The organism is Flavobacterium sufflavum, from assembly GCF_004016525.1.
Classification (GTDB): domain Bacteria; phylum Bacteroidota; class Bacteroidia; order Flavobacteriales; family Flavobacteriaceae; genus Flavobacterium; species Flavobacterium sufflavum.
Window position 1 is genome coordinate 449,428 of record NZ_SACJ01000003.1, and the last position, 20,514, is coordinate 469,941.

19 protein-coding genes are annotated in these 20,514 nt (G+C 34.5%); 6 read left to right on the forward strand and 13 right to left on the reverse strand.

Annotated elements, in window-relative coordinates; all coding sequences use genetic code 11:
• Positions 1–77: 77 nt before the first annotated feature.
• From hpf to EOD40_RS07685, 5 genes are all read right to left on the reverse strand, one after another.
• Positions 78–380 carry a ribosome hibernation-promoting factor, HPF/YfiA family gene (hpf, locus tag EOD40_RS07665; RefSeq protein ID WP_128194297.1) on the reverse strand — a complete coding sequence of 101 codons (303 nt, stop codon included), beginning with the start codon at positions 378–380 and terminating at the stop codon, positions 78–80.
• 19 nt (positions 381–399) lie between these two features.
• Positions 400–1,308, reverse strand: coding sequence for a tyrosine-type recombinase/integrase (locus EOD40_RS07670; RefSeq protein WP_128194298.1), 909 nt, complete (start codon positions 1,306–1,308; stop codon positions 400–402).
• Between the two features lie 74 nt (positions 1,309–1,382).
• The gene (gene rpsU / locus EOD40_RS07675; RefSeq protein ID WP_035659878.1) at positions 1,383–1,577 is read right to left on the reverse strand and encodes a 30S ribosomal protein S21; all 195 of its coding nucleotides are present in this window, start codon (positions 1,575–1,577) and stop codon (positions 1,383–1,385) included.
• A gap of 187 nt (positions 1,578–1,764) precedes the next feature.
• Positions 1,765–2,907, reverse strand: coding sequence for an acyl-CoA dehydrogenase family protein (locus EOD40_RS07680; protein ID WP_128194375.1), 1,143 nt, complete (start codon positions 2,905–2,907; stop codon positions 1,765–1,767).
• 15 nt (positions 2,908–2,922) lie between these two features.
• On the reverse strand, positions 2,923–3,813 hold the full coding sequence (locus tag EOD40_RS07685) for a ComEA family DNA-binding protein (protein ID WP_128194299.1): 891 nt from the start codon (positions 3,811–3,813) through the stop codon (positions 2,923–2,925).
• A gap of 186 nt (positions 3,814–3,999) precedes the next feature.
• On the opposite strand from EOD40_RS07685, the gene EOD40_RS07690 reads away from it, so the two are divergent.
• On the forward strand, positions 4,000–5,481 hold the full coding sequence (locus EOD40_RS07690) for an amino acid permease (protein ID WP_128194300.1): 1,482 nt from the start codon (positions 4,000–4,002) through the stop codon (positions 5,479–5,481).
• Positions 5,482–5,538: 57 nt separating this feature from the next.
• Here EOD40_RS07690 and EOD40_RS07695 read toward each other — a convergent pair whose 3' ends face one another.
• A complete protein-coding gene (locus EOD40_RS07695; RefSeq protein WP_128194301.1) occupies positions 5,539–5,766 on the reverse strand; it encodes a PspC domain-containing protein in 228 nt (75 codons plus the stop codon).
• A 133-nt stretch (positions 5,767–5,899) separates the two neighbouring features.
• Here EOD40_RS07695 and EOD40_RS07700 point away from each other — a divergent pair, with 133 nt between their 5' ends.
• Positions 5,900–7,804 (forward strand): SPFH domain-containing protein, encoded by a 1,905-nt coding sequence (locus tag EOD40_RS07700; protein WP_128194302.1) that lies wholly within the window; start codon positions 5,900–5,902, stop codon positions 7,802–7,804.
• 84 nt (positions 7,805–7,888) lie between these two features.
• Here EOD40_RS07700 and EOD40_RS07705 read toward each other — a convergent pair whose 3' ends face one another.
• From EOD40_RS07705 to EOD40_RS07715, 3 genes are all read right to left on the reverse strand, one after another.
• On the reverse strand, positions 7,889–9,163 hold the full coding sequence (locus tag EOD40_RS07705) for a DUF2851 family protein (protein ID WP_128194303.1): 1,275 nt from the start codon (positions 9,161–9,163) through the stop codon (positions 7,889–7,891).
• A 74-nt stretch (positions 9,164–9,237) separates the two neighbouring features.
• Positions 9,238–9,720, reverse strand: a complete 483-nt coding sequence (locus tag EOD40_RS07710) for a 3'-5' exonuclease (RefSeq protein WP_128194304.1) — start codon at positions 9,718–9,720, stop codon at positions 9,238–9,240.
• 10 nt (positions 9,721–9,730) lie between these two features.
• The gene (locus EOD40_RS07715; protein WP_128194305.1) at positions 9,731–11,683 is read right to left on the reverse strand and encodes a putative porin; all 1,953 of its coding nucleotides are present in this window, start codon (positions 11,681–11,683) and stop codon (positions 9,731–9,733) included.
• A 174-nt stretch (positions 11,684–11,857) separates the two neighbouring features.
• On the opposite strand from EOD40_RS07715, the gene EOD40_RS07720 reads away from it, so the two are divergent.
• On the forward strand, positions 11,858–12,517 hold the full coding sequence (locus EOD40_RS07720) for a ribonuclease HII (protein ID WP_128194306.1): 660 nt from the start codon (positions 11,858–11,860) through the stop codon (positions 12,515–12,517).
• Between the two features lie 113 nt (positions 12,518–12,630).
• Here the strand turns inward: EOD40_RS07720 and lipB are convergent, their stop codons facing one another.
• Both lipB and EOD40_RS07730 read right to left on the reverse strand, forming a co-directional pair.
• A complete protein-coding gene (lipB, locus tag EOD40_RS07725) occupies positions 12,631–13,332 on the reverse strand; it encodes a lipoyl(octanoyl) transferase LipB (RefSeq protein ID WP_128194307.1) in 702 nt (233 codons plus the stop codon).
• Between the two features lie 109 nt (positions 13,333–13,441).
• Positions 13,442–14,200, reverse strand: a complete 759-nt coding sequence (locus tag EOD40_RS07730) for a hypothetical protein (RefSeq protein WP_128194308.1) — start codon at positions 14,198–14,200, stop codon at positions 13,442–13,444.
• 274 nt (positions 14,201–14,474) lie between these two features.
• On the opposite strand from EOD40_RS07730, the gene lysS reads away from it, so the two are divergent.
• The 3 genes from lysS (at position 14,475) to EOD40_RS07745 (ending at position 19,643) form a co-directional block, all read left to right on the forward strand.
• Positions 14,475–16,175, forward strand: a complete 1,701-nt coding sequence (gene lysS, locus EOD40_RS07735; RefSeq protein WP_128194309.1) for a lysine--tRNA ligase — start codon at positions 14,475–14,477, stop codon at positions 16,173–16,175.
• A 372-nt stretch (positions 16,176–16,547) separates the two neighbouring features.
• Positions 16,548–19,016 (forward strand): TonB-dependent receptor, encoded by a 2,469-nt coding sequence (locus EOD40_RS07740; protein ID WP_128194310.1) that lies wholly within the window; start codon positions 16,548–16,550, stop codon positions 19,014–19,016.
• A gap of 129 nt (positions 19,017–19,145) precedes the next feature.
• A complete protein-coding gene (locus EOD40_RS07745; protein ID WP_128194311.1) occupies positions 19,146–19,643 on the forward strand; it encodes a hypothetical protein in 498 nt (165 codons plus the stop codon).
• A gap of 74 nt (positions 19,644–19,717) precedes the next feature.
• On the opposite strand, the gene EOD40_RS07750 is transcribed toward EOD40_RS07745, so the two are convergent.
• Together EOD40_RS07750 and EOD40_RS07755 are read right to left on the reverse strand one after the other, a co-directional pair.
• Positions 19,718–19,972, reverse strand: coding sequence for a DUF6755 family protein (locus EOD40_RS07750; RefSeq protein ID WP_128194312.1), 255 nt, complete (start codon positions 19,970–19,972; stop codon positions 19,718–19,720).
• A 19-nt stretch (positions 19,973–19,991) separates the two neighbouring features.
• A complete protein-coding gene (locus tag EOD40_RS07755) occupies positions 19,992–20,507 on the reverse strand; it encodes a Rieske (2Fe-2S) protein (RefSeq protein ID WP_128194313.1) in 516 nt (171 codons plus the stop codon).
• Positions 20,508–20,514 lie beyond the last annotated feature (7 nt).

A 20,514-nucleotide genomic window follows, 5' to 3' on the forward strand; every position in this document is an offset into this window, starting at 1 on the left:
AAGTCCGCTATTTCTAACGGACTGCAAATGTATAGATTTTATCTCTCAATCAAAACATTTTTTAAAAAAAATTTCAATTATATGTGAGTTCTTATTTTTTCTTTCCTTTTTACCAGCAAACGTTCTAATGATTCCGCTGACAACTCTACTGCTTCTTCAAAAGTTTTACATTGTTTTTTTACCAAGAAATCATCCCCAGGCACATTAATTTTTACCTCAACAATTTTATTTTCTTTCTCACTTGTCTTCTCTACTTTCAAATAGACATCTGAAGAAACCACCCTGTCATAGTATTTTTCCAATTTATTCATTCTCTCTTGAACAAAATCTACTAGTTTCCCATCAACATTAAAGTTAACGGCATGAACATTTACCTTCATAATCAATATTTTTTTATGGTTAAACTTTAGAATCATCACCACCTCTAGGATGAGCTACCGCATAGACTTTTTTCAACTCTAATAAACTATTATGAGTATAAACCTGTGTCGAAGCTAAACTAGAATGGCCTAATAATTCTTTAACAGAATTCAAATCAGCCCCGTTATTCAATAAATGAGTAGCAAACGTATGTCTCAACATATGCGGACTTCTTTTTACTTTTTCAGAGACTTTACTAAAGTATGAATTTATTAAGCGATACACAAACGATTCACTTAATTTTAACCCTTTTTTTGTTAGAAAAAAAAACTCCGCATCCTTAACAAGCTCCAAATCACCCCTCTCCTTAAGATACAATCGCATCTGTTTTAACACCACAGCCAATACCGGAATCAACCGCTCTTTATTTCTTTTTCCCAAAACCTTAATAGTCGAATTAGAAAAATCAACCGCACCTACCTTAAGATGAATCAATTCAGACCTTCTTATACCAGTAGAATACAATAATTCCACCAACAACCGATCTCTAACCGCCTCAAAACCTTCTTCCGATTCAATATTCTCCAAAACACCTATCAACTCTTTTTCCGAAAAAGGAATCTGAACTTTTTTAGACACTTTCAACGACCTGTGTTTCAACAGAGGACTAACTTTAATTTGCTTTATTTTTAAAAGGAATTTATAAAACGCTTTCAGGGAAGCTATTTTTCTATTTACTGAAATAGCAGAAAGATCAGCTTCAACCAAAAACACAATCCAGGACCGGATTTGAGCATACTCAACACAATCAACATTTTCCTGCTCAAAATTAACCAAATTATATCCTTGAAAATCAGACACATCTTTTACATAAGCACACACCGTGTGAGGAGAATACTTTTTCTCCTTTTGAAGATAATCCGCAAATGCTTCTAAATTTGTAGCCATAAAAAAAACCGTTAACTTCAAATTTATAAAAAATCTGACCACTAACGGTATTATTTTGTTTCAAAAAGAAACTACTAACTCTCTAAGCTATCTTTCAAACCTTGGATGTAAGCTGCTTTTTGGAATTTCATTCTATTTTTAACTGACGGCTTAATGAAAGCTGTACGAGCTCTTAATTGACGAACTGTTCCAGTTTTATCAAATTTTCTTTTATAGCGCTTTAATGCTCTATCGATATTTTCTCCGTCTTTAATTGGTATAATTAACATAATTTTGACACCTCCTCTCGTTAAGGCTGCAAAAGTAAAAATTAATTCTGAAATACAATTATAAATTACAATATTATTTTCAAAAAGACTTCCAGCTTTAGATTTTAGAAAACAGAAAGCAGAATTTAAATTCTGTAAACTTCTAAATTCTGCCTTCCAAATTCTGCTTTCTGACCTCTTAATCCAGTTATCCTTTCAACAAATTTCTCGAAATAACAACCTTTTGAATCTCGGTAGTTCCTTCACCAATAGTACACAACTTAGCATCTCTATAAAATTTCTCTACAGGATAATCCTTTGTATAACCATAACCTCCGTGAATCTGTACCGCTTCATTTGCTACCTTCACACAGACTTCTGATGCATACATCTTAGCCATTGCACCTGCAGTAGTCACAGGACGATGTTGTTGTTTCAAGAAAGCCGCCTTATGCAATAACAACTCCGAAGCTTCAATTTCAGTAGCCATATCTACTAATTTAAATGAAACTCCTTGAAATTCCGAAATAGCTTTCCCAAACTGCTGTCTTTCTTTCGAATATTTCAAAGCCGCTTCATAAGCTCCTTTTGCAATTCCTAATGACAGTGCTCCAATAGAAATTCTTCCACCATCCAATATTTTCATCGCTTGAATAAAACCTTCTCCTACTTCACCTAATCTATTGGCGTCCGGAATTCGACAATTATCAAAAATTAATTCAGCGGTTTCACTAGCGCGCATTCCTAATTTATTTTCTTTTTTCCCCGAAGAAAACCCTTCCATTCCTTTTTCAAAAACAAAAGCAGTCATTCCTCTGGAATCTCCTTTTTTTCCAGTTCTAACAATTACTACCGAAATATCGCCCGATATTGCATGGGTGATAAAATTCTTAGCTCCATTAACAATCCAATAATCTCCGTCTTTTTTAGCCGTAGTATTCATACCCGCAGCATCCGAACCCGTATTGTGTTCTGTCAATCCCCAGGCTCCAATATGTTCTCCCGATGCTAATTTAGGAATCCATTTCTTTTTTTGCTCTTCGTTACCAAAGGTCAAAATATGGTTAGTACACAAAGAATTATGTGCCGCAACTGACAATCCTATAGATGGATCTACTTTAGAAATTTCTTCAATAATAGTAATGTATTCATGGTAACCTAATCCAGAACCGCCTAATGCTTCAGGGACTAAAATCCCCATAAAGCCCATTTCTCCTAATTGTTTAAATAAAGGAACTGGAAAAATTTGCGCCTCATCCCACTCCATTATATAAGGTTTTATGTTTTTTTCCGCAAAATCCCTTATAGATTGGGCAATCATGTTTTGCGTCTCGCTGTAATCAAAATGCATCATTATGGCTTATTTTTAAAAGTCCAAATATAAGGCTATAATATTTGCATTTTCAACAGACATCCCTTTAATTTTTGTTAAATCAGCAGCATTTTTAATATCTCCGTTCATACTTCTATAGATTACAATCTCTCTTGCCAAATTGTATTTGAAATACGGAAACTGCGCTAATTCCTTTACAGAAGCATTATTAATATCTATTTTTTTGATATTCGAAAGACTTCCAACCTTAAAACCAGCATTCAAACACTGAACCACTTCAGGCGACAAACCCCAAACATCTTTCATCTGTTCCATCGAAACAAATCCTCCCAAGCTTTCTTTAAATTTTAAAATTCGCATTGAAATTGCCTCTCCTATCCCATTAATTTTAATCAAATCTTCCTGAGTAGCCTGATTGATATCCTTAACAACTATTTTCTCTTTTTTCGAAAAGACCTCAGTATTCGTATTTGAAAACGCAACCAATTTAAACATTGGTTTATTCTTTACCCAATCAGGAAATTTAAAATAAGGCGAGATCACTTTTAAAAAAGAATCAGAAACTCCGGTTACCACCTGAAACTCTTTCGCCGAATTCACATACTTATTTTCTTTTCTAAAAGCATGTAATCTATCCAACTCCACTACCGACATCCCTAATTTATAGCCTTTGTAATCTGTTATGAAATTGGGATTAAAAGGATAAATTTTAGGAACTTCTTTCCCTGAGCTGTTTTCCATCGAATCTATTTGAGATTCCAGTGAAAGCCATTTTTGTTTTTCCGGATTTACTTTTGAAGGCGAAGTAAAATCCACAAAATAATAAACCAATTGCAACGCAATAATTACAAAAAACAACGAAAGGATTCCCTTTTGCTGGTCTTTTGAAAAATTAAAATAATTCCTAATTGCTTTAAATTTCATCGGTAGCTACTAAATGAGTTTTTTTCTAACTAAATATAGAAAATAAATACATAAACCTAACAAATTATAAAGAAAACCCAAGCCAAAAACCAGTTTAACATTAATACTACAACTTAAACCCAAAGTCATTGTTTTTTTCATAAAAAATAATACTTTTGACACTTAACAATAACAAACCTCAAAACCATGTCTATTTGGAACAAGAAACCACTAATTAAACTCTTAGCCGAAGCAGAAGATTCTGAAAAAGGATTAAAACGGACTCTTACAGCCTGGTCTTTAATTGCTTTAGGAATTGGAGCAATTATTGGCGCCGGATTATTTGTAAGAACCGCTACAGCAGCAGCACAAAGTGCCGGACCATCAGTAACTTTAGCCTTCATTGTGGCAGCCATAGGTTGTGCTTTGGCAGGACTTTGCTACGCCGAATTATCTTCTTCAATACCTATTTCGGGAAGTGCCTACACATATACCTATGCAACTATGGGTGAATTTCTTGCCTGGATAATTGGCTGGGATTTAATTTTAGAATATGCCGTAGGAGGAGCCACAGTAGGGATTGCCTGGAGTGAATATCTGAATGATTTATTAGTGAATGTCATACATACCAGCCCAATTCCATTTGAATTCTCACACTCTCCATTCCAAACTTCTCCGGAAGGTGTCCACGGAATCATTAATTTACCGGCTTTATTTATAGTTACAATTATTAGCTTATTATTGATTAAAGGGATTCAGGAATCGGCTTTTGTTAACGGTTTAATTGTTATTCTAAAGACAACCATTGTAATCCTTATTATATATATAGGATGGAAATTCATCAATCCTGTTAATCACACCCCTTATATACCACAAAGTTCTATTTTTACCGATGAACACGGAATTGATCATTCTTATGGAGGAATAATGGGAATTCTGGGAGCAGCCGGAACCGTTTTCTTCGCTTTCATTGGTTTTGATGCGGTAAGTACTGCAGCCCAGGAAACAAAAAATCCAAAAACAGCAATGCCTATTGGAATTTTAGGTTCATTAGCAATTTGTACTGTACTATACATTCTTTTTGCGCATGTTCTTACGGGCGTTGCTACAGTAGAAGATTTTAGAACAGGAGGAAAAGAGGCTTCAGTAGCATTTGCAATAAACAAATACATGATAGGATATGAATGGCTTGGAGAATTTGTTACTATAGCTATTCTTGCAGGATTCTCTTCCGTGATTCTGGTATTGCTTTTAGGACAATCAAGAGTCTTTTATGCCATGGGTAGAGATGGATTATTACCTAAAATGTTTAGCGATGTACATCCAAAATTTAAAACTCCATACAAAGCTAATCTTGCAATTCTTGTAATTGTTGGCGGATTTGCAGCATTCATTCCTGGAGATATTGTAGGAGATATGACCAGTATAGGAACTTTATTTGCATTTGTTTTAGTTTGTATCTCGGTAATTATTCTAAGAAAAAAAGAACCGGATATGGTTCGCGAATTCAAAACTCCATTTGTACCATTTGTACCAATATTAGGCGCTTTTGTCTGTTTAGCAATGATGTACGGACTGGGATGGATAAACTGGATGCGACTTTTTATCTGGATGGCAATAGGAATAGTTGTTTATTTTTCATTTAGCCGAAAAAACAGCGTTTTAAACAATCCTGAAGAAACAAAATAATCCATAAATCTTCTTAAAAAAGCCCTCTGAAAATTTTAATTTCAGAGGGCTTTTTTTTTATAAATCAAAAACAGATGTCCGTTTGGCTCTAATCAAATCCTTCAATCGAATCCAAAAAGCCAGAATTAAATAGATTCCAAAACCAAGTCCTACGGTCACAAACGAAATGTAAATAAAAAACAATCGTACGCTGTTGGCTCGCATCCCCAACTTATCTGCCAGACGAGAGGAAACATGAAACCCATGTTTTTCGAGAAAAAATTTAAGTTTTATTATTGCAGACATTTTGTATTCGTTTTGGTATTGGGTAAAATTACAAAATTATACCATCAAAATTATTAAGTAATAAATAATCTGCTTTTAATTCTAAAAGTGAGAAAAATAATCTATTTTTGAAATAACTAACTTTCAAAAAAATATGACTACAATTACAGATTACTGGTGGCTATTATTACTATTTCTATGCATTTTTCTTTACAAATTCGTACTAAGGGTTTTCTTCGGAATGGTAATCGTCCCGGAAGACAAAATTGGTTTGGTGACTAAAAAATTCGTTCTCTTTGGAGCTCAAAAATCATTACCCGATGGCAGAATTATAGCCACAAAAGGAGAAGCCGGTTTTCAAGCCAAAACCCTAGCCCCGGGATTGTATTGGGGAATGTGGCCTTGGCAATATACCGTAAACATGACTCCGTTTACCATTATCCCGGAAGGAAACATCGGATTGCTGTTGAGTAAAGATGGTGCCGAAATACCAACGGGTCGAATTCTTGCCCAAAAAGTAAGTTCCGACAATTTTCAAGATGCAACTTTATTTTTGGACAACGGCGGACAAAAAGGACGTCAATCGGCATTTATAACAACGGGATCTTACCGTATCAATACTTTTTTGTTTGAAGTTGTGGTCTCTCCACAAATAGTCATTTCGGAAAACATGGTTGGAATCGTAACCGCAATGGACGGAGAACCCATTCCAATTGGACAGATTGCCGGTAAATTTGTAGACAACCACAATAACTTTCAGGATTTTGACCAATTTTTAAAAAATGGTGGAAACCGTGGATTACAGCCACAAGTAATGCTTGCCGGTTCTTATTACATCAATTCCTGGGCAATTCAAATAGAGCAAACTCCTATGACCGATGTGCCAATAGGATATGTTGGGGTTGTCATTTCTTATATTGGTGAGGATGGACAGGATGTAACGGGAGATACTTTCAAACACGGAAATATAGTTTCTAAAGGACAACGCGGGGTTTGGATGGAGCCTTTTGGACCGGGAAAATATGCACTTAATAAATACACTACAAAGTTGGAACCTGTCCCTACAACCAACTTAGTACTGAACTGGGCTGATGCCAGAAGCGAATCTCATAACTTAGACCAAAACCTTTCTACCATAACCGTTCGTTCCAAAGATGGTTTTCCTTTCAATCTGGATGTTTCCCAGATTATCCACGTTCCCGCTAACGAAGCGCCAAAAGTAATTGCCCGATTTGGAAGCATGAACAATCTTGTTTCGCAGGTTTTGGAACCAACCATTGGAAATTATTTTAGAAACTCGGCTCAGGAAAGTGATGTGATTTCGTTTCTTTCTACCCGAAAAGAACGTCAGGAATCGGCTAAAAATCATATTAAAGTAGTTTTGGACGAATACAATGTCAATGCCGTTGATACCTTAATAGGAGATATCGTTCCACCGGAATCATTGATGAAAACCCTGACTGACAGAAAAATTGCCGAGGAAGAGCAAAAAACTTATCAGACTCAAAAAATGGCGCAAGAACAACGCCAGGGTGTCGAAAAAGAAACCGCCATTGCCGATATGCAAAAGGAAATTGTAAAAGCATCTCAAAGTGTTGAAATTGCCCAAAGAACTGCCGATGCCACCGTTAAAAAAGCCGAAGGAGATGCCACCAGTTTAAAACTGAATGTAAATGCCGAAGCGGAAGCTACAAAAATGCGTGCCAATGCCGAAGCGGAAGCTACAAAAGCAAGAGCCGGAGCACAAGCAGAAGCTACAAAACTGACAGCAAGTGCTGAGGCTGAAAGAATTTCTAAAACCGGTTTAGCAGAAGCCGAAAAGATTATGGCAATAGGAAAATCTACTGCAGAAGCCTACCAATTACAGGTTTCTGCTATGGGAGGTGACAACTTTACCAAATATAAAATCACCGAAGAAATAGGTAAAGGACAAATTAAAGTCATTCCTGATGTATTAATTTCTGGAAATTCAGGTTCTGATGGTGGAATTAGTGGTCTTCTAGGTATGAAATTAATGGAAATGATGGACACGAAAAAAGATGAACCTAACAAAAATTAATTTTTATTGAATTGACGTATTAAAAATCCGCTTCACGGCGGATTTTTTTTTAATTATAGCTGAGTTAAAAAGATTCAAAAACACTTAATTACTCTTCTTCAACAATTCTATTCCAATGGCACAATCTAAACATCTTCCTCCTGCACAATATTCATTCTTTAACTGTAACAAAGATTGGGTTTCAAACGAATTTCCAGATTTTATACCAAAGGAATCAAACTTATCAATAATTGCATTTTTCTCGGGAGCCACCTCCACTAACATTGCCATCAAATCCTCAGCTACTTCCTTTCCCAGACTTTTGGCATAGGCAAACTGAATGGGGATAATCGTATTAATCAACAACAAATCCACAAAAGACTTCGATAATTTCTTCGACTTCTTCGGACTCACTTTGTCAAATTGATAATGTGTTTCCCAATAAGCCGAAGTACTTACTTGAAACAATTGATAAATGGCTGTTATCGAAGAAATACTATTGATTTTCGAAAATAAATTTTGATGCAAATGATACAAATGTGCCAATTGCGAAAGACGGATTGTCGGGAAATTATCAGGACGATGCTTAAAAAACTGAAGCTGTCCTTCATTATCCGGCTCTAATTGGTATTTATGCAACAAATAAAAATACCTGAATTTTAAATCTTTGAAATAAGCATCTTCTTTCTCTAAATCCAATAAGGCTGATTTACCAAACAAAAGCGCCTCTAAATTCTCTACTTCAAAACTTTCTTTTCTTATGATTGAAAAAGGAATTGCTTTTGCAATTTTCAAAAAAGTTTCACCGTTTGTATTCAATCCAAAGTTTTTAGCCAGCATGCAAAACAACACCGCTTCCCAATCCCTATTTGTTTGTTCTAACAACTCATAAATAGCTTTAGACTTTCGTTCCAAGCGTTCAAAAAACAAGCGTTCCTGCCAATTTTTCAAAACAAAATCATCTAAATCGCCCAATTGTTTTTCGCAAAAAACCCATGATTTTGGAGTCACTAATCTTTGATAATTAGTTAAAACTTCCTTATCCACATAGCCTTTAAGTTCTAAAACAGGGATCTCAGAATTGTTTTTCCTAAAAACTTCGGTATCGTGTTCCCAAACCACATGAAGAATCACATTTTCGTAAGCTGCATCTTTTTCATGGTGATGCACATACCAATCGGAAGATTTGAGATGAATTTCGACATTACCCGCCCATTTTTGATTTTCTATAATAATTTGAGCATTAAAAAAATCAGGCCCGGCTTGTTCTAAATATTGACCAACATTGATGATGGTAATTTCTTGTCCGTTAGAAGTTTTTAAATGTAGTGTATCAAATTTCTTGAATCTCCAGAGGTAGTGTAAAAAATCTTCTTTCATCTTGATTACTTAAAAAGTTAACACACTAATTTAATGAAAAAACCTACACAGATAACTTTCGAAAGAAAATATATTTATTGTTTAAGAAATAATTGAGCACAAGCCCTGGCATCAGACAATGCTTCGTGATGTTGTAATTTAATATTCATTGCTCTACAGCAATCACTAAGTTTGGTAGGTTTCAAGCCTTTTGCTTTATAAATTTTCACGGTACATTCCCATTTTGAAGCAATATTCAAATCGGCATAATCTAGGCCGTAATACACCATTGATTTGGCCAGAACATTACGGTCAAAACTCTCGTTATGCGCTACAACCACTCTGTTTTGAATACGTTTTTGAATTTCAGGGAATACTTGAAGGAAATTTTTAGCCCTGGCTGTATCTCTCGGATAAATACCATGAACTTGTATAGTATAAGGATTGTACAAATTATTAGGCGGCTGTATCAAAGTCACAAACTCATCTACAACAATTCCATTTTCTACAGTAACAATCCCAACAGAACAGGGATGAAAAGCAGTTGCGGTTTCAAAATCTATAGCGGTGAAGGTCATTATTAAAAAACTAATTAAAGAAATTCCATATTAAACCAAAACGAATCGTCATATCTCGATACGGATTACTAGGTGACGAATAATAATTATTCCCTGTGTAAGCCGCATTAAAATGTTCGGTTTTTAAATAAACTCTTGTTCGCTGAATTTTAGCATTGATAAAGAAATCAAGGTTAGGGTAGTTTCCAATTTCTTTTTTATTTTGAATAAAAAATTCTCCAATAACCGGGTTATACTCGTTTGCAAAGTAGTTTGTAAAATAATTTAGAGTGATTCCTGTTTGAAGAAATAATGCTCTACTAAAGAAATAATTAGAATAATAAATGGTATTACGTGTAACTAAATCAGGCACATTTAAAATAGCATCATTCTGATCTACTTTTTGATACAATATTGTATTATTCAACGCAAATTTCCCAAAAGTAATCTCCTTATTTAATTTAAGAGAAACATACTTAATAGTTCCGCCATATTGATTTGGTGTTGCTATTTGCTGTGATTCATCAGTTGCTGTGTTTTCAAAATACAAATGATCAGTAAGAGTAGACAACTGTAACGAAGCTTCAAACCAAGGTGTTGTGGCACTTCCGCTAAGAATATTAACTTTTTCGTTTTTAAAATTATTCGACCAATTATAACCTACATAATTACTTTGGTACAAATTATAATTATCGTTAGGCAATTTATTTAAATTTTGGTACCCAAAAACAAATTGGAAATCGTCATTTAAATCATAATTCAGTTTTGCATCTAAATTAGACAAGGTCTGCTTTGTAACTGATTTAGAAAGCAAAAATTTTCCGTGCCATTTGTTTTTTTGATATTCATATTGACCTCCTACACTATTCACATTTCGTGATAAAGTAGATGGAATCACACCATTATCCTGAATTAATATTCGATTGTAATAAAAATTACTGCGGAAATCATCTATAAAAAACTGAAACTTCCCAAGCGTAGTATTCTCATACATCACAGCCGCTTTGTTGTACATTTTATTATAATGAGTCTGATCTTTAAGATTAGAAGTCACAATAGCATCGCCAAATCTAGACACCGATCGTGTTCCTATCGCTGAAAGTATGGTAGGCTGAAAATATTCAAAGAATTTATTTTCGTAATTCAACTGATGCGTCACATACAAATTATTAGCTCCGTGAGTGGGATTAATTCTAAAACTATGGTCCGCAAAAATACGTTTCGCCTTCAAAAAAGATTCTGCATCGGTTAGATACACCTGTAAACGTTGTCTATTAGTGTATTTTGAATCTTCACTTTCAAAATCTCCTACAGTTGTGATTCCTCCATTTTCCTCATTCAAGGCATCCTGACCCGTAAAATGAGCGTTCAAAAAATAACGCTTACTGGCTGTATTATAACTGGCAGTAAATCTAAAACTACCCGTAGTAGCCAATTGGTTGATGTATTTCCCTTCTGAACGCAATCCTTTGTAAGCAATAGATAAATTAAAATTTGGTAAAAGATTCACGGCAAAAAATGAATCTACCGATTGCCCTTTTGTCAAAGTCGATTTAAAAAACAACTCGGTTACAGGAGTTGCAACAGAACTATACCTAATTTGGTTTGCCTCTAAAAAATTAAAATGTTTTGCCTTAAAACCCATTTCCGGATAAGGAGTATAATCAATCAAACTGTACTGAAGTGTATTGTACGGTTGACCTTCGTTCGGAAAAGGCAATAGTCCAAAAATATCTCTTCGAAGATAATTCATCGAATATTCTCTTTGAATAGTCAGCGCAGTATCTAAATAGGTCGTATCTCTTTCTAAAGTAATAAAACGATACATATCCATAGTAGCAACTTTGGCAGTATCTTTTCCTTTTTCATTTGTTCCTTTCAACCTTTCCGAAAAGCTTCTTTTAGGTGCTTCTTCTCTTGATTTTACTTGAGAAAACAACAATGTAGGCAATGCTAAAAAATATAAAAAAAAGAGAATTCTCATTCGAAACAGATATATGATTGGGCTTTTATTTCAAAACTAATAACGAAGCAAAGGTAAACGATAAAAACATATAAAAAAACAACTTAATTCAGCCTTCTTTCTAAGGAAACGTTAGAATAACGAACAATTATCTTAAAAATTTTATAATCTTTGCTATTCCAAAAACTTTTCAATATGCTTGCCACTACTTTTTCTCAACTAATTCTTGAAGCAGGAACCGATGAAGCGGGTCGTGGTTGCCTTGCCGGGCCCGTTACTGCTGCTGCCGTTATCCTTCCTTTGGATTTTGCAAATACTATCCTGAATGACAGTAAGCAACTTTCTGAGAAAGTACGCGAAAAATTAAAACCTATTATCGAGGAACAAGCCGTTACTTTTGCCGTTACCCATTTGTTTCCAAATGAAATTGACGAAATCAACATTCTGAATGCTTCGATGAAAGGCATGCAGGAATCGGTTTTAAAATTAAATGTTGTACCCGAATTTATTATTGTGGATGGCAACAGAAGTTTGAATGCCAAATTAGGTCTAAAAAACACCACAGGAAAACAATTCACAACCTCAGAAATAGAATTATTAAAATCGATTCCGAATCAAAGTATTGTAAAAGGAGATTCGAAATATTTAAGTATCGCTGCGGCTTCTATTTTGGCAAAAACTTATCGCGACGAATACATGGATAAAATCCACGAAGAATTCCCGATGTACAACTGGAAAAAAAACAAAGGTTATCCAACAACAGAACATCGCGAAGCCATTAAAAAACATGGAACAACAAAATACCACAGAATGAGTTTTAGATTGTTACCAGAGCAGTTGACCTTAGATTTGTAATATTTTACCATATAAGTCATATAAGTTTTTTAAAGCCTATAAACTTTCTGTTTTACGGAAAACATATCTTAAAAGTTCATTTAAGTTTTGTGAACTTAGTGTTTACTTTGCGGTTAAACTTGAAACTCCACCTCAAATAAATTGGTAAAATGTTTCAGGATTTTTGCTTTCACTTCAGCTTCATCTACTTTTTCAACACCGAGTTCTACGTTCAAAGTAGTCACTGCTTTTCCGCGAATGCCACAAGGAATAATATTATCAAAATAACCCAAATCGGCATTGACGTTTAAGGCAAATCCGTGCATGGTTACCCAGCGTGAAGCGCGTACACCCATTGCGCAAATCTTGCGGGCAAACGGCGTTCCTACACCCAGCCAAACCCCAGTTTCTCCATCGCTTCGTCCAGATTCGATTCCGTATTCAGCTAAAGTCAGAATAATGGCTTCTTCCAGAAAACGCAGGTATTTATGAATATCAGTAAAGAAATTTTCTAAGTCCAGAATAGGATATCCTACAATTTGTCCCGGACCATGATAGGTAATATCACCTCCACGATTGATTTTGTAGAAAGTAGCTCCTTTGGCTTCCAATTGCTTTTCAGACAACAGTAAATTTTCAAAATCACCACTTTTCCCTAAGGTGTACACATGAGGATGCTCTACAAAAAGTAAATAATTCGGCGTTGGCAGATTAGTTTCTTCTCTACGGTTTTGGATTTTCAAGTCAACAATACCCTTGAACAATTCTTCCTGATATTCCCAAGTCGATTTGTAATCTTTCGTACCTAAATCTTGAAGTTGGATTTTTTTATTCATCTGTCATGGCAAGGAAAGAAGTTTCTATCATTCCTTATTGGTGAAATGCAAAAATACAATTAATTATTTTCTTTTACCTAAGAGTCACAAAGTCGCCAACTTTGTTATTTTATTCAAAGATTACATTCAAATTTAATTTTTCCGGATTTTCCGAGTAATCTGTAAAAGGATATTCTACGGTAATTGTTTTTCTATCAGCACTAAATAAAGCATCGGGATTAGAAACTGATTTTATGGCTTTAGGAAAATGGTATTTCAAAGTATATTTAGACGAAGCAAAAATCATTTTAGCCATCCCAAGTGAATCAGCCGCTATTTTTTTTATTTGGTCTTTTAAAACTACAGCTTTTCGGGTAAAATTTTTGCCGTTATAACTAAAACTTAATTTAGAATTATTGTCCCCCAGACCACTCATCATGGCTGCAGGATTGTCTTTTTGATTCGATTTCCCCTTCAAATCTTTTAAAGCACTCATATTTTCCATCAAACCATCTAATTCATTTACACTTTTAAACGGAGTGTTCATAGAAAACAGCAATTGTTTTGCTTCGGGATTCATTTTTATTTTCATTACAAAGTTTTCCAACTTTTTCAGAGCCGCTTGCTGCTCTGCTGACAATTTAGTAATACTGTCTTTTTTAGCTTCAAAAATCTGTTTGAACGAAAACGTAGAATCAATAACCTTGGTATCTTTTTTTGTTGCCAATTCGCTTCCTATTTTATCCCCAGCCATCGCCATCAAACCAGCACCATCCATTTCTAATGCAAAAGTTCCTGTTCCATCAGGATGAACTTCAATGTTTTCGGTGAAATTACAGCTCGTTAATACCAATAAGAAAGTAAGAAGTAGTAAAAATTTTGATTTCATCGTGCTTTTTATTTTTTCCAAAGATACAAAGACTGTTTCAATTCTTTCATTCGTAATTTTGAAAGAAAAATTTCCAGTATAGCCCCGATAGTAGCGGCATCCTTTTTATTTTGTTACCTGAGCTTGTCGAAGGTAACAAAATAAAAAGATATAGCGGATAGCGGGAGAAATCCTCATAGAAAACGCAGATTTTCAGCTCCTAAAAATTCTGAAATTGGCAATCTAAAATCTGCAATCAATTTGCTATCTTTGCGGTCTTAAAAATCAGACTATAATGGCATTATCAGAACAAGAAATCATCCGAAGAGAAAAACTTCAATCTTTACGCAACTTGGGAATCAACCCTTATCCTGCTAATCTTTTTCCTGTAAATCATACTTCGAAGCAGATTAAGGAATCATTTGAAGAAGGAAAGAAAGTGATTGTTGCCGGGCGTTTGATGAGTGTGAGAGATCAGGGAAAAGCTTGTTTTGCCGAATTACAGGATAGCGAAGGACGTATTCAATTGTACGTGAATCGCGATGTTTTGTGTGAAGGTGATGATAAAACTTTATACAACCAGGTATTCAAAAAACTGACCGATTTAGGCGATTTTATTGGTATTGAAGGCGAATTGTTTACTACGCAAGTTGGTGCGAAATGTATTCGTGTGAGCGGATTTACTTTCCTGAGTAAAACTTTGCGTCCGCTTCCTTTGCCAAAAGTAGATGAAGATGGAAAAGTTCACGATGCTTTTAACGATGCCGAATTGCGTTACCGTATGCGTTATGTGGATTTAACGGTGAACCAAAACGTAAAAGATACTTTTATCAAACGTACTAAATTGTTCAACGCCATGCGTGGTTTCTTTAACGATGCTGGCTATCTTGAAGTAGAAACTCCTGTTTTGCAAGCGATTCCGGGTGGTGCTGCAGCGCGTCCGTTTATTACGCATCATAACTCGCTTGACATTCCGTTGTACATGCGTATTGCGAATGAATTGTATTTAAAAAGATTGATTGTTGGTGGATTTGATGGTGTATATGAGTTTTCGAAAAACTTCCGTAACGAAGGAATGGACAGAACCCACAACCCTGAATTTACTGCCATGGAAATATATGTAGCCTACAAAGACTACAACTGGATGATGGAATTTACTGAGAAACTGTTAGAGCATTGTGCAATTGGAGTGAATGGTACCAGCGAAGCTACTTTTGGCGAACACCAAATTAGCTTCAAAGCACCTTATGCCCGTGTAACGATGACCGATTCTATCAAACATTTTACTGGTTTTGATATTTCCGGTAAAAGCGAAGCTGAATTATATGAAGCTGCTAAAGGCATGGGAATTGAGGTTGACGAAACCATGGGTAAAGGAAAATTGATTGATGAGATTTTTGGAGCAAAATGTGAAGGAAATTATATTCAGCCAACGTTCATTACTGATTATCCAAAAGAAATGTCGCCATTGTGTAAAGAACACCGTGACAATCCTGAATTGACGGAACGTTTTGAATTAATGGTTTGCGGTAAAGAAGTAGCAAATGCCTACTCTGAACTAAATGACCCAATTGACCAAAGAGAGCGTTTTGAAGACCAAATGCGTCTGGCTGCCAAAGGTGATGATGAAGCAAACGGAATTATCGATGAAGATTTCTTAAGAGCTTTAGAATACGGTATGCCTCCAACATCTGGTTTAGGAATTGGAATGGATCGTTTGATGATGTTCTTGACCAATAATGCTTCTATTCAGGAAGTATTGTTGTTCCCACAAATGAGACCGGAGAAAAAACAAACTATTGAATTATCTGATGAAGAAAAATTCATAGTAGATTTGTTGAAAAAAAGTGAAAATAAAATGGATCTAACGCAATTAAAAATTTCTGCGAATTTAAGCGGTAAAAAATGGGATGCGTCTATGAAAAACTTATCTAAACACGGTTTGACTAAAGTAGCTGTAGAAGGCGAAAGTAAAGTGGTGGAATTAGTGGGATAATTTTTTATTCGAATAATATTCAAACCCGACAGCTTTTAAAAAGCTGTCGGGTTTTTTATTTTAAACCAACAACGCTACCTTATTATCGATATCGTTTTGAGTCAGAAATGATTCTATATTATCTTTTCAAAGAAAGCTTTGTCGTAGACTTGGGTTAAAAAAACTTTTGGTTTCAATGGTAAAACGGGATTTTTCATGAGCTATTTTTAAAGAATTCCTTTGATTTTAAAGTGTTTTCAAATTAGTAAATAAATCTTGAGCAGCATATTAAACCAATTATAAAAAAACACATCTATATAATAAATAGATTACATTTATATTTTTAAAACCCAAAAGCATACCCTATTACAACCGAACCAAAGAATAACCATTATGACAAAAAAAATAATTTACCTACTTGTATTTTTTTTCAGCATACCCGCAATCAATTTTGCTCAACAGTCAACCGATTCCGTTGCAAAAACAAAAACTACTCCACCAGAGATTGAAAAAGTATACCTCCATACTGACAATAATTATTACACGGTTGAAGAATCATTATGGTACAAAGCCTATTCCGTCTATGCTTATACCAATCAACTTTTTGATCATAGTAAAATACTCTATGTAGAACTCATTTCGCCAGAATCTAAAATAATCAGTCGCAATATAACCAACCTTGAGGGAGGTCTTGGGCATGGCGATTTTGTATTGGCTGACTCCCTTGGTATCAAACCCGGAACCTACCAATTGAGAGCTTACACAAATTGGATGCGGAATTATGGAGATGATTTTGTTTTCAAAAAAGAAATTCAAATTATAACTCCCAATAAAGAAAACACAATCCAAGCAAAAGATGATACAAAAACAGTTTCAAAAAATAAAAAAGACAATCCAAAACTTGAAAATACAGCAACAGTACTAGTCGATTTTTTCCCCGAAGGCGGTTCCCTAGTGGAAGATGTTATTAGCAATGTAGCTTTCAAAGCGACGGATTCCTACGGGAATCCAATTGAAATAAAAGGGACGATTTTTGATACTAATGACAAACAAATCAATTTATTCAAAAGCAGTCATGACGGCATGGGGAAATTCATATTACAACCCGAAAAAAATCAAAAGTATTATGCCAAAGTGATTACTCCCAACAATGAAGAGGTAAAAATAACTCTTCCAGAAACCCAAAAAACAGGCTACACACTTAGCATCAATAAGGTTGATGAGAAAAAAGTAGTCACTATTAAAACCAACGCAGCCACTTTAAATCAAAATCCAGATAGTGATTTAACACTTATTTGCTCCACAAGAGGCATTACTTATTTTGAAGGAACTCAAACTTTAAAAGACACTAAACTTTCTTTTATATTACCCGAGGAAAATTTCCCGGAAGGTATTGCACAAATCACACTTTATGATAAACTCTCTCGACCTCAAAGTGAACGATTAATCTATATTGAAAAAAATAATGACATTACTGTATCTTTAACAACTGACAAAAAACAATATATCCCAAAAGAAAAAGTAAACCTTAACTTTTCGGCAAAAGACAAACAAGGGAATCCTTTGATAGCCAACTTTTCGATAGCAGCAACGGATACAAATGGCATAAACGAAAATTTTGATGACACAGTAAATATTTGTTCCTATTTCCTGATGGCTTCGGACATTAAAGGAAAAGTACACAACCCAAATTACTATTTCAACAATTCGAATCCTGCAAGATTAAATCATTTAGATCTACTTTTACTAACCCAGGGATGGCGTGATTTTGTATGGAAAAAATTCCCAAACCTCAACGTAAATAAAAACTTTAAAGTAGAAAAAGGAATTTCAATTACTGGAAAAGTAGAAAATTTAATTGGTACTACTGCCAAAGAAAATAATCAGGTACAAATGCTACTTTTAAATAACAAAGCTACCGCAATGCTAAATGATACTACTGATGTGAATGGAAAATTTGAATTTAATAATATTGTTTTCAAAGGCACCGCTACTATGCTACTCAATACAAAAAATCAAAAAGGAAAAAATAGTGGCGAATTTGTGCTGGACTCAATATACAATCCACCCATAGCAGTCGATTTCAAGGGCTATAATCCTTTAAATTATGAAGAAAATAAAATAACTCAAATCAAAACATACATTCGTAATAAAAACATTCTCTTTAACATCCCCGAAGAAAACCAATTGAAAGATGTAATTATTACTGCTAAAAAGAAAAAAGAAGACATAACGCAAAGCCGATATGGTTTTGCCGACTTTACTTATATTCCTGAAGAAAAAGGACCTCGCTTTTCTAATATTTTTATGCTTCTCCAAATTGCCATTCCTAATGTAACAGCTTCTGCTAATTCAGTTCGTTTTAACCGTTATAGTGGACCACCGATTATTTTAGTTGATGGAATAGAAACCGATATGGATCTTTTGTCTTTTATTTCTACCGATGATATCGCTAAAATTGAAGCTATAAAAGGACCTGGAGCTGCTGTTTTTGGTTCACAAGGTGCAAATGGAGCCATACTTATCTATACCAAACTAGGAAAAGGAAGTACCACTGGCAGAAAAGTGTTCCACTCTATAGCCATGCCTGTCAATGGATATCAAAATACCCGATTTTTCTATTCTCCCGATTACAGCAAGCCAAATCCATTAGAAAAGGACAAAGCCGATATTCGAAACACCTTATATTGGAATCCTTACATTCAGCCTGATGAAAAAGGAAATGCAACAATTTCATATTATAACAATGAAGTAGATACAACTATAAATATCAATTTAGAAGGAATAACAAATAATGGGATTCCTATAGTTGTAAAAAGCAGTTATCAAATAAAAAATAAACCTATTTTAAATCAACCGTAAATGCTTATTATCAACCATAAATTACCCTCATAATCAATTATTCAAACAAACAAAAAGTCATAATTTCTTCTTAATGATTAAACTTTATACATTGTTTCAAGTCTTATTTAAAAATAAAACCAATTTATTATGAAAAAAATAATCACTATTGCATTGATAGCTGTTATGGGCGTATCATCTTATGCACAAGAAAGAAAAGAAAGAAAAAGAAGACCCGAAGGAAATCCGATGGAGAAATTCACTCCGGAACAACGCAGTCAACTAATGTTGAAAAAAATGACATTAGACCTTGATTTGAACGCTTCCCAACAAAAAGAAGTGGGCAAAATAATTGCTGAGCAAAGCGCAAAAAGAGAAGCTCATTTGAAAGACAAAAAGGCTAAAACAACAAAACCAACTTCAGACGAAATTTTTGAAATGAAAAGCAAAATGCTTGATGAACAAATTGCGATGAATGGTAAAATGAAAAAAATCCTTTCTCCTGAACAATTTAAAAAATGGGATGAAATAAAACAACACCATCGTGAAGGCATGAGAAAAAATCACCATGAGGGAATGAAACCACATGACCATCGTGGAATGAAAAAAGGTATGATGCACAAAGATAGTACTAACGTAAAAAAGTAACTATTTCTAAAAAACAAAAAGGGATTAACTTCTAATTTAAGTTAATCCCTTTTTTATGTATTATATAAACTTGTTTATTTTTTAGCATGGCCATTATTTCCTGTTGGCAAATAATAAAGCCAGCTAAAACCTATCAAAAACAAGATTAAAGAAGCTACAAATGCTGGTATAAGTATCTCTTTGTTATTATCCAAAGCATTGTTTAACGAAGCATACAATAACCATATTTGAATACTTACATTAAGAATTAATATAAAAATTAAGGTCGAAAGAATAGCATTCAATTTATTAGGATTGGCTTGATTCTGACTTCTTCTAAAATTACTCATACTGATTTATTTTAATGATTTATCCTAATTGCTCTTCATCAGTTGCTGCTCTTACATAAACAGCATTGTCTTTAAAGAAAACATCCAATTTAGGCAAAGCTCTTGGCGGCGGCCCTCCTAAAACGTCTCCCGTTTTGGCATCAAATGAACCTTCATGACATGGACAATGAATAATTCCGGTACCTGGCTTGTAAAAAACAGAACAAGAAAGGTGGGTACATTTCTGTTCATAGGCTTTAAACTCGCCAGTTTCCAAATGAATTAATATATATGGAATCGTGCTTCCTTCGATTACAAAAGCACGGGTTCCTCCTATTGGAACTTCTTCTTTATTACATACAAAATGTTCGCCTTGGACTTCTTCTTTTGGATACATATAAGCCTTGGCAGCAACTAAACCACTTCCTACCATCAATCCTCCTGAAACCAGCGTAAGGAATTTGGCAAAGTCACGACGACTTACATTAGTAGCCTGTTGTTTTTCAATTGGAAAATCTTTTTTCCAATTTTTATTTAAATTATCTTCTTTAGACATGAGCGTA

Bases quoted from the DNA above. Each gene is read 5' to 3' on its own strand.
- hpf (WP_128194297.1), bottom strand. From the start codon at position 380: ATGAAGGTAAATGTTCATGCCGTTAACTTTAATGTTGATGGGAAACTA.
- EOD40_RS07755 (WP_128194313.1), bottom strand. From the start codon at position 20,507: ATGTCTAAAGAAGATAATTTAAATAAAAATTGGAAAAAAGATTTTCCA.
- EOD40_RS07720 (WP_128194306.1), top strand. From the start codon at position 11,858: ATGCTTGCCACTACTTTTTCTCAACTAATTCTTGAAGCAGGAACCGAT.
- EOD40_RS07685 (WP_128194299.1), bottom strand. From the start codon at position 3,813: ATGAAATTTAAAGCAATTAGGAATTATTTTAATTTTTCAAAAGACCAG.
- EOD40_RS07740 (WP_128194310.1), top strand. From the start codon at position 16,548: ATGACAAAAAAAATAATTTACCTACTTGTATTTTTTTTCAGCATACCC.
- EOD40_RS07700 (WP_128194302.1), top strand. From the start codon at position 5,900: ATGACTACAATTACAGATTACTGGTGGCTATTATTACTATTTCTATGC.
- EOD40_RS07730 (WP_128194308.1), bottom strand. From the start codon at position 14,200: ATGAAATCAAAATTTTTACTACTTCTTACTTTCTTATTGGTATTAACG.
- EOD40_RS07680 (WP_128194375.1), bottom strand. From the start codon at position 2,907: ATGCATTTTGATTACAGCGAGACGCAAAACATGATTGCCCAATCTATA.
- EOD40_RS07690 (WP_128194300.1), top strand. From the start codon at position 4,000: ATGTCTATTTGGAACAAGAAACCACTAATTAAACTCTTAGCCGAAGCA.
- EOD40_RS07715 (WP_128194305.1), bottom strand. From the start codon at position 11,683: ATGAGAATTCTCTTTTTTTTATATTTTTTAGCATTGCCTACATTGTTG.
- lipB (WP_128194307.1), bottom strand. From the start codon at position 13,332: ATGAATAAAAAAATCCAACTTCAAGATTTAGGTACGAAAGATTACAAA.
- lysS (WP_128194309.1), top strand. From the start codon at position 14,475: ATGGCATTATCAGAACAAGAAATCATCCGAAGAGAAAAACTTCAATCT.
- EOD40_RS07710 (WP_128194304.1), bottom strand. From the start codon at position 9,720: ATGACCTTCACCGCTATAGATTTTGAAACCGCAACTGCTTTTCATCCC.
- EOD40_RS07750 (WP_128194312.1), bottom strand. From the start codon at position 19,972: ATGAGTAATTTTAGAAGAAGTCAGAATCAAGCCAATCCTAATAAATTG.
- EOD40_RS07705 (WP_128194303.1), bottom strand. From the start codon at position 9,163: ATGAAAGAAGATTTTTTACACTACCTCTGGAGATTCAAGAAATTTGAT.
- rpsU (WP_035659878.1), bottom strand. From the start codon at position 1,577: ATGTTAATTATACCAATTAAAGACGGAGAAAATATCGATAGAGCATTA.
- EOD40_RS07745 (WP_128194311.1), top strand. From the start codon at position 19,146: ATGAAAAAAATAATCACTATTGCATTGATAGCTGTTATGGGCGTATCA.
- EOD40_RS07670 (WP_128194298.1), bottom strand. From the start codon at position 1,308: ATGGCTACAAATTTAGAAGCATTTGCGGATTATCTTCAAAAGGAGAAA.
- EOD40_RS07695 (WP_128194301.1), bottom strand. From the start codon at position 5,766: ATGTCTGCAATAATAAAACTTAAATTTTTTCTCGAAAAACATGGGTTT.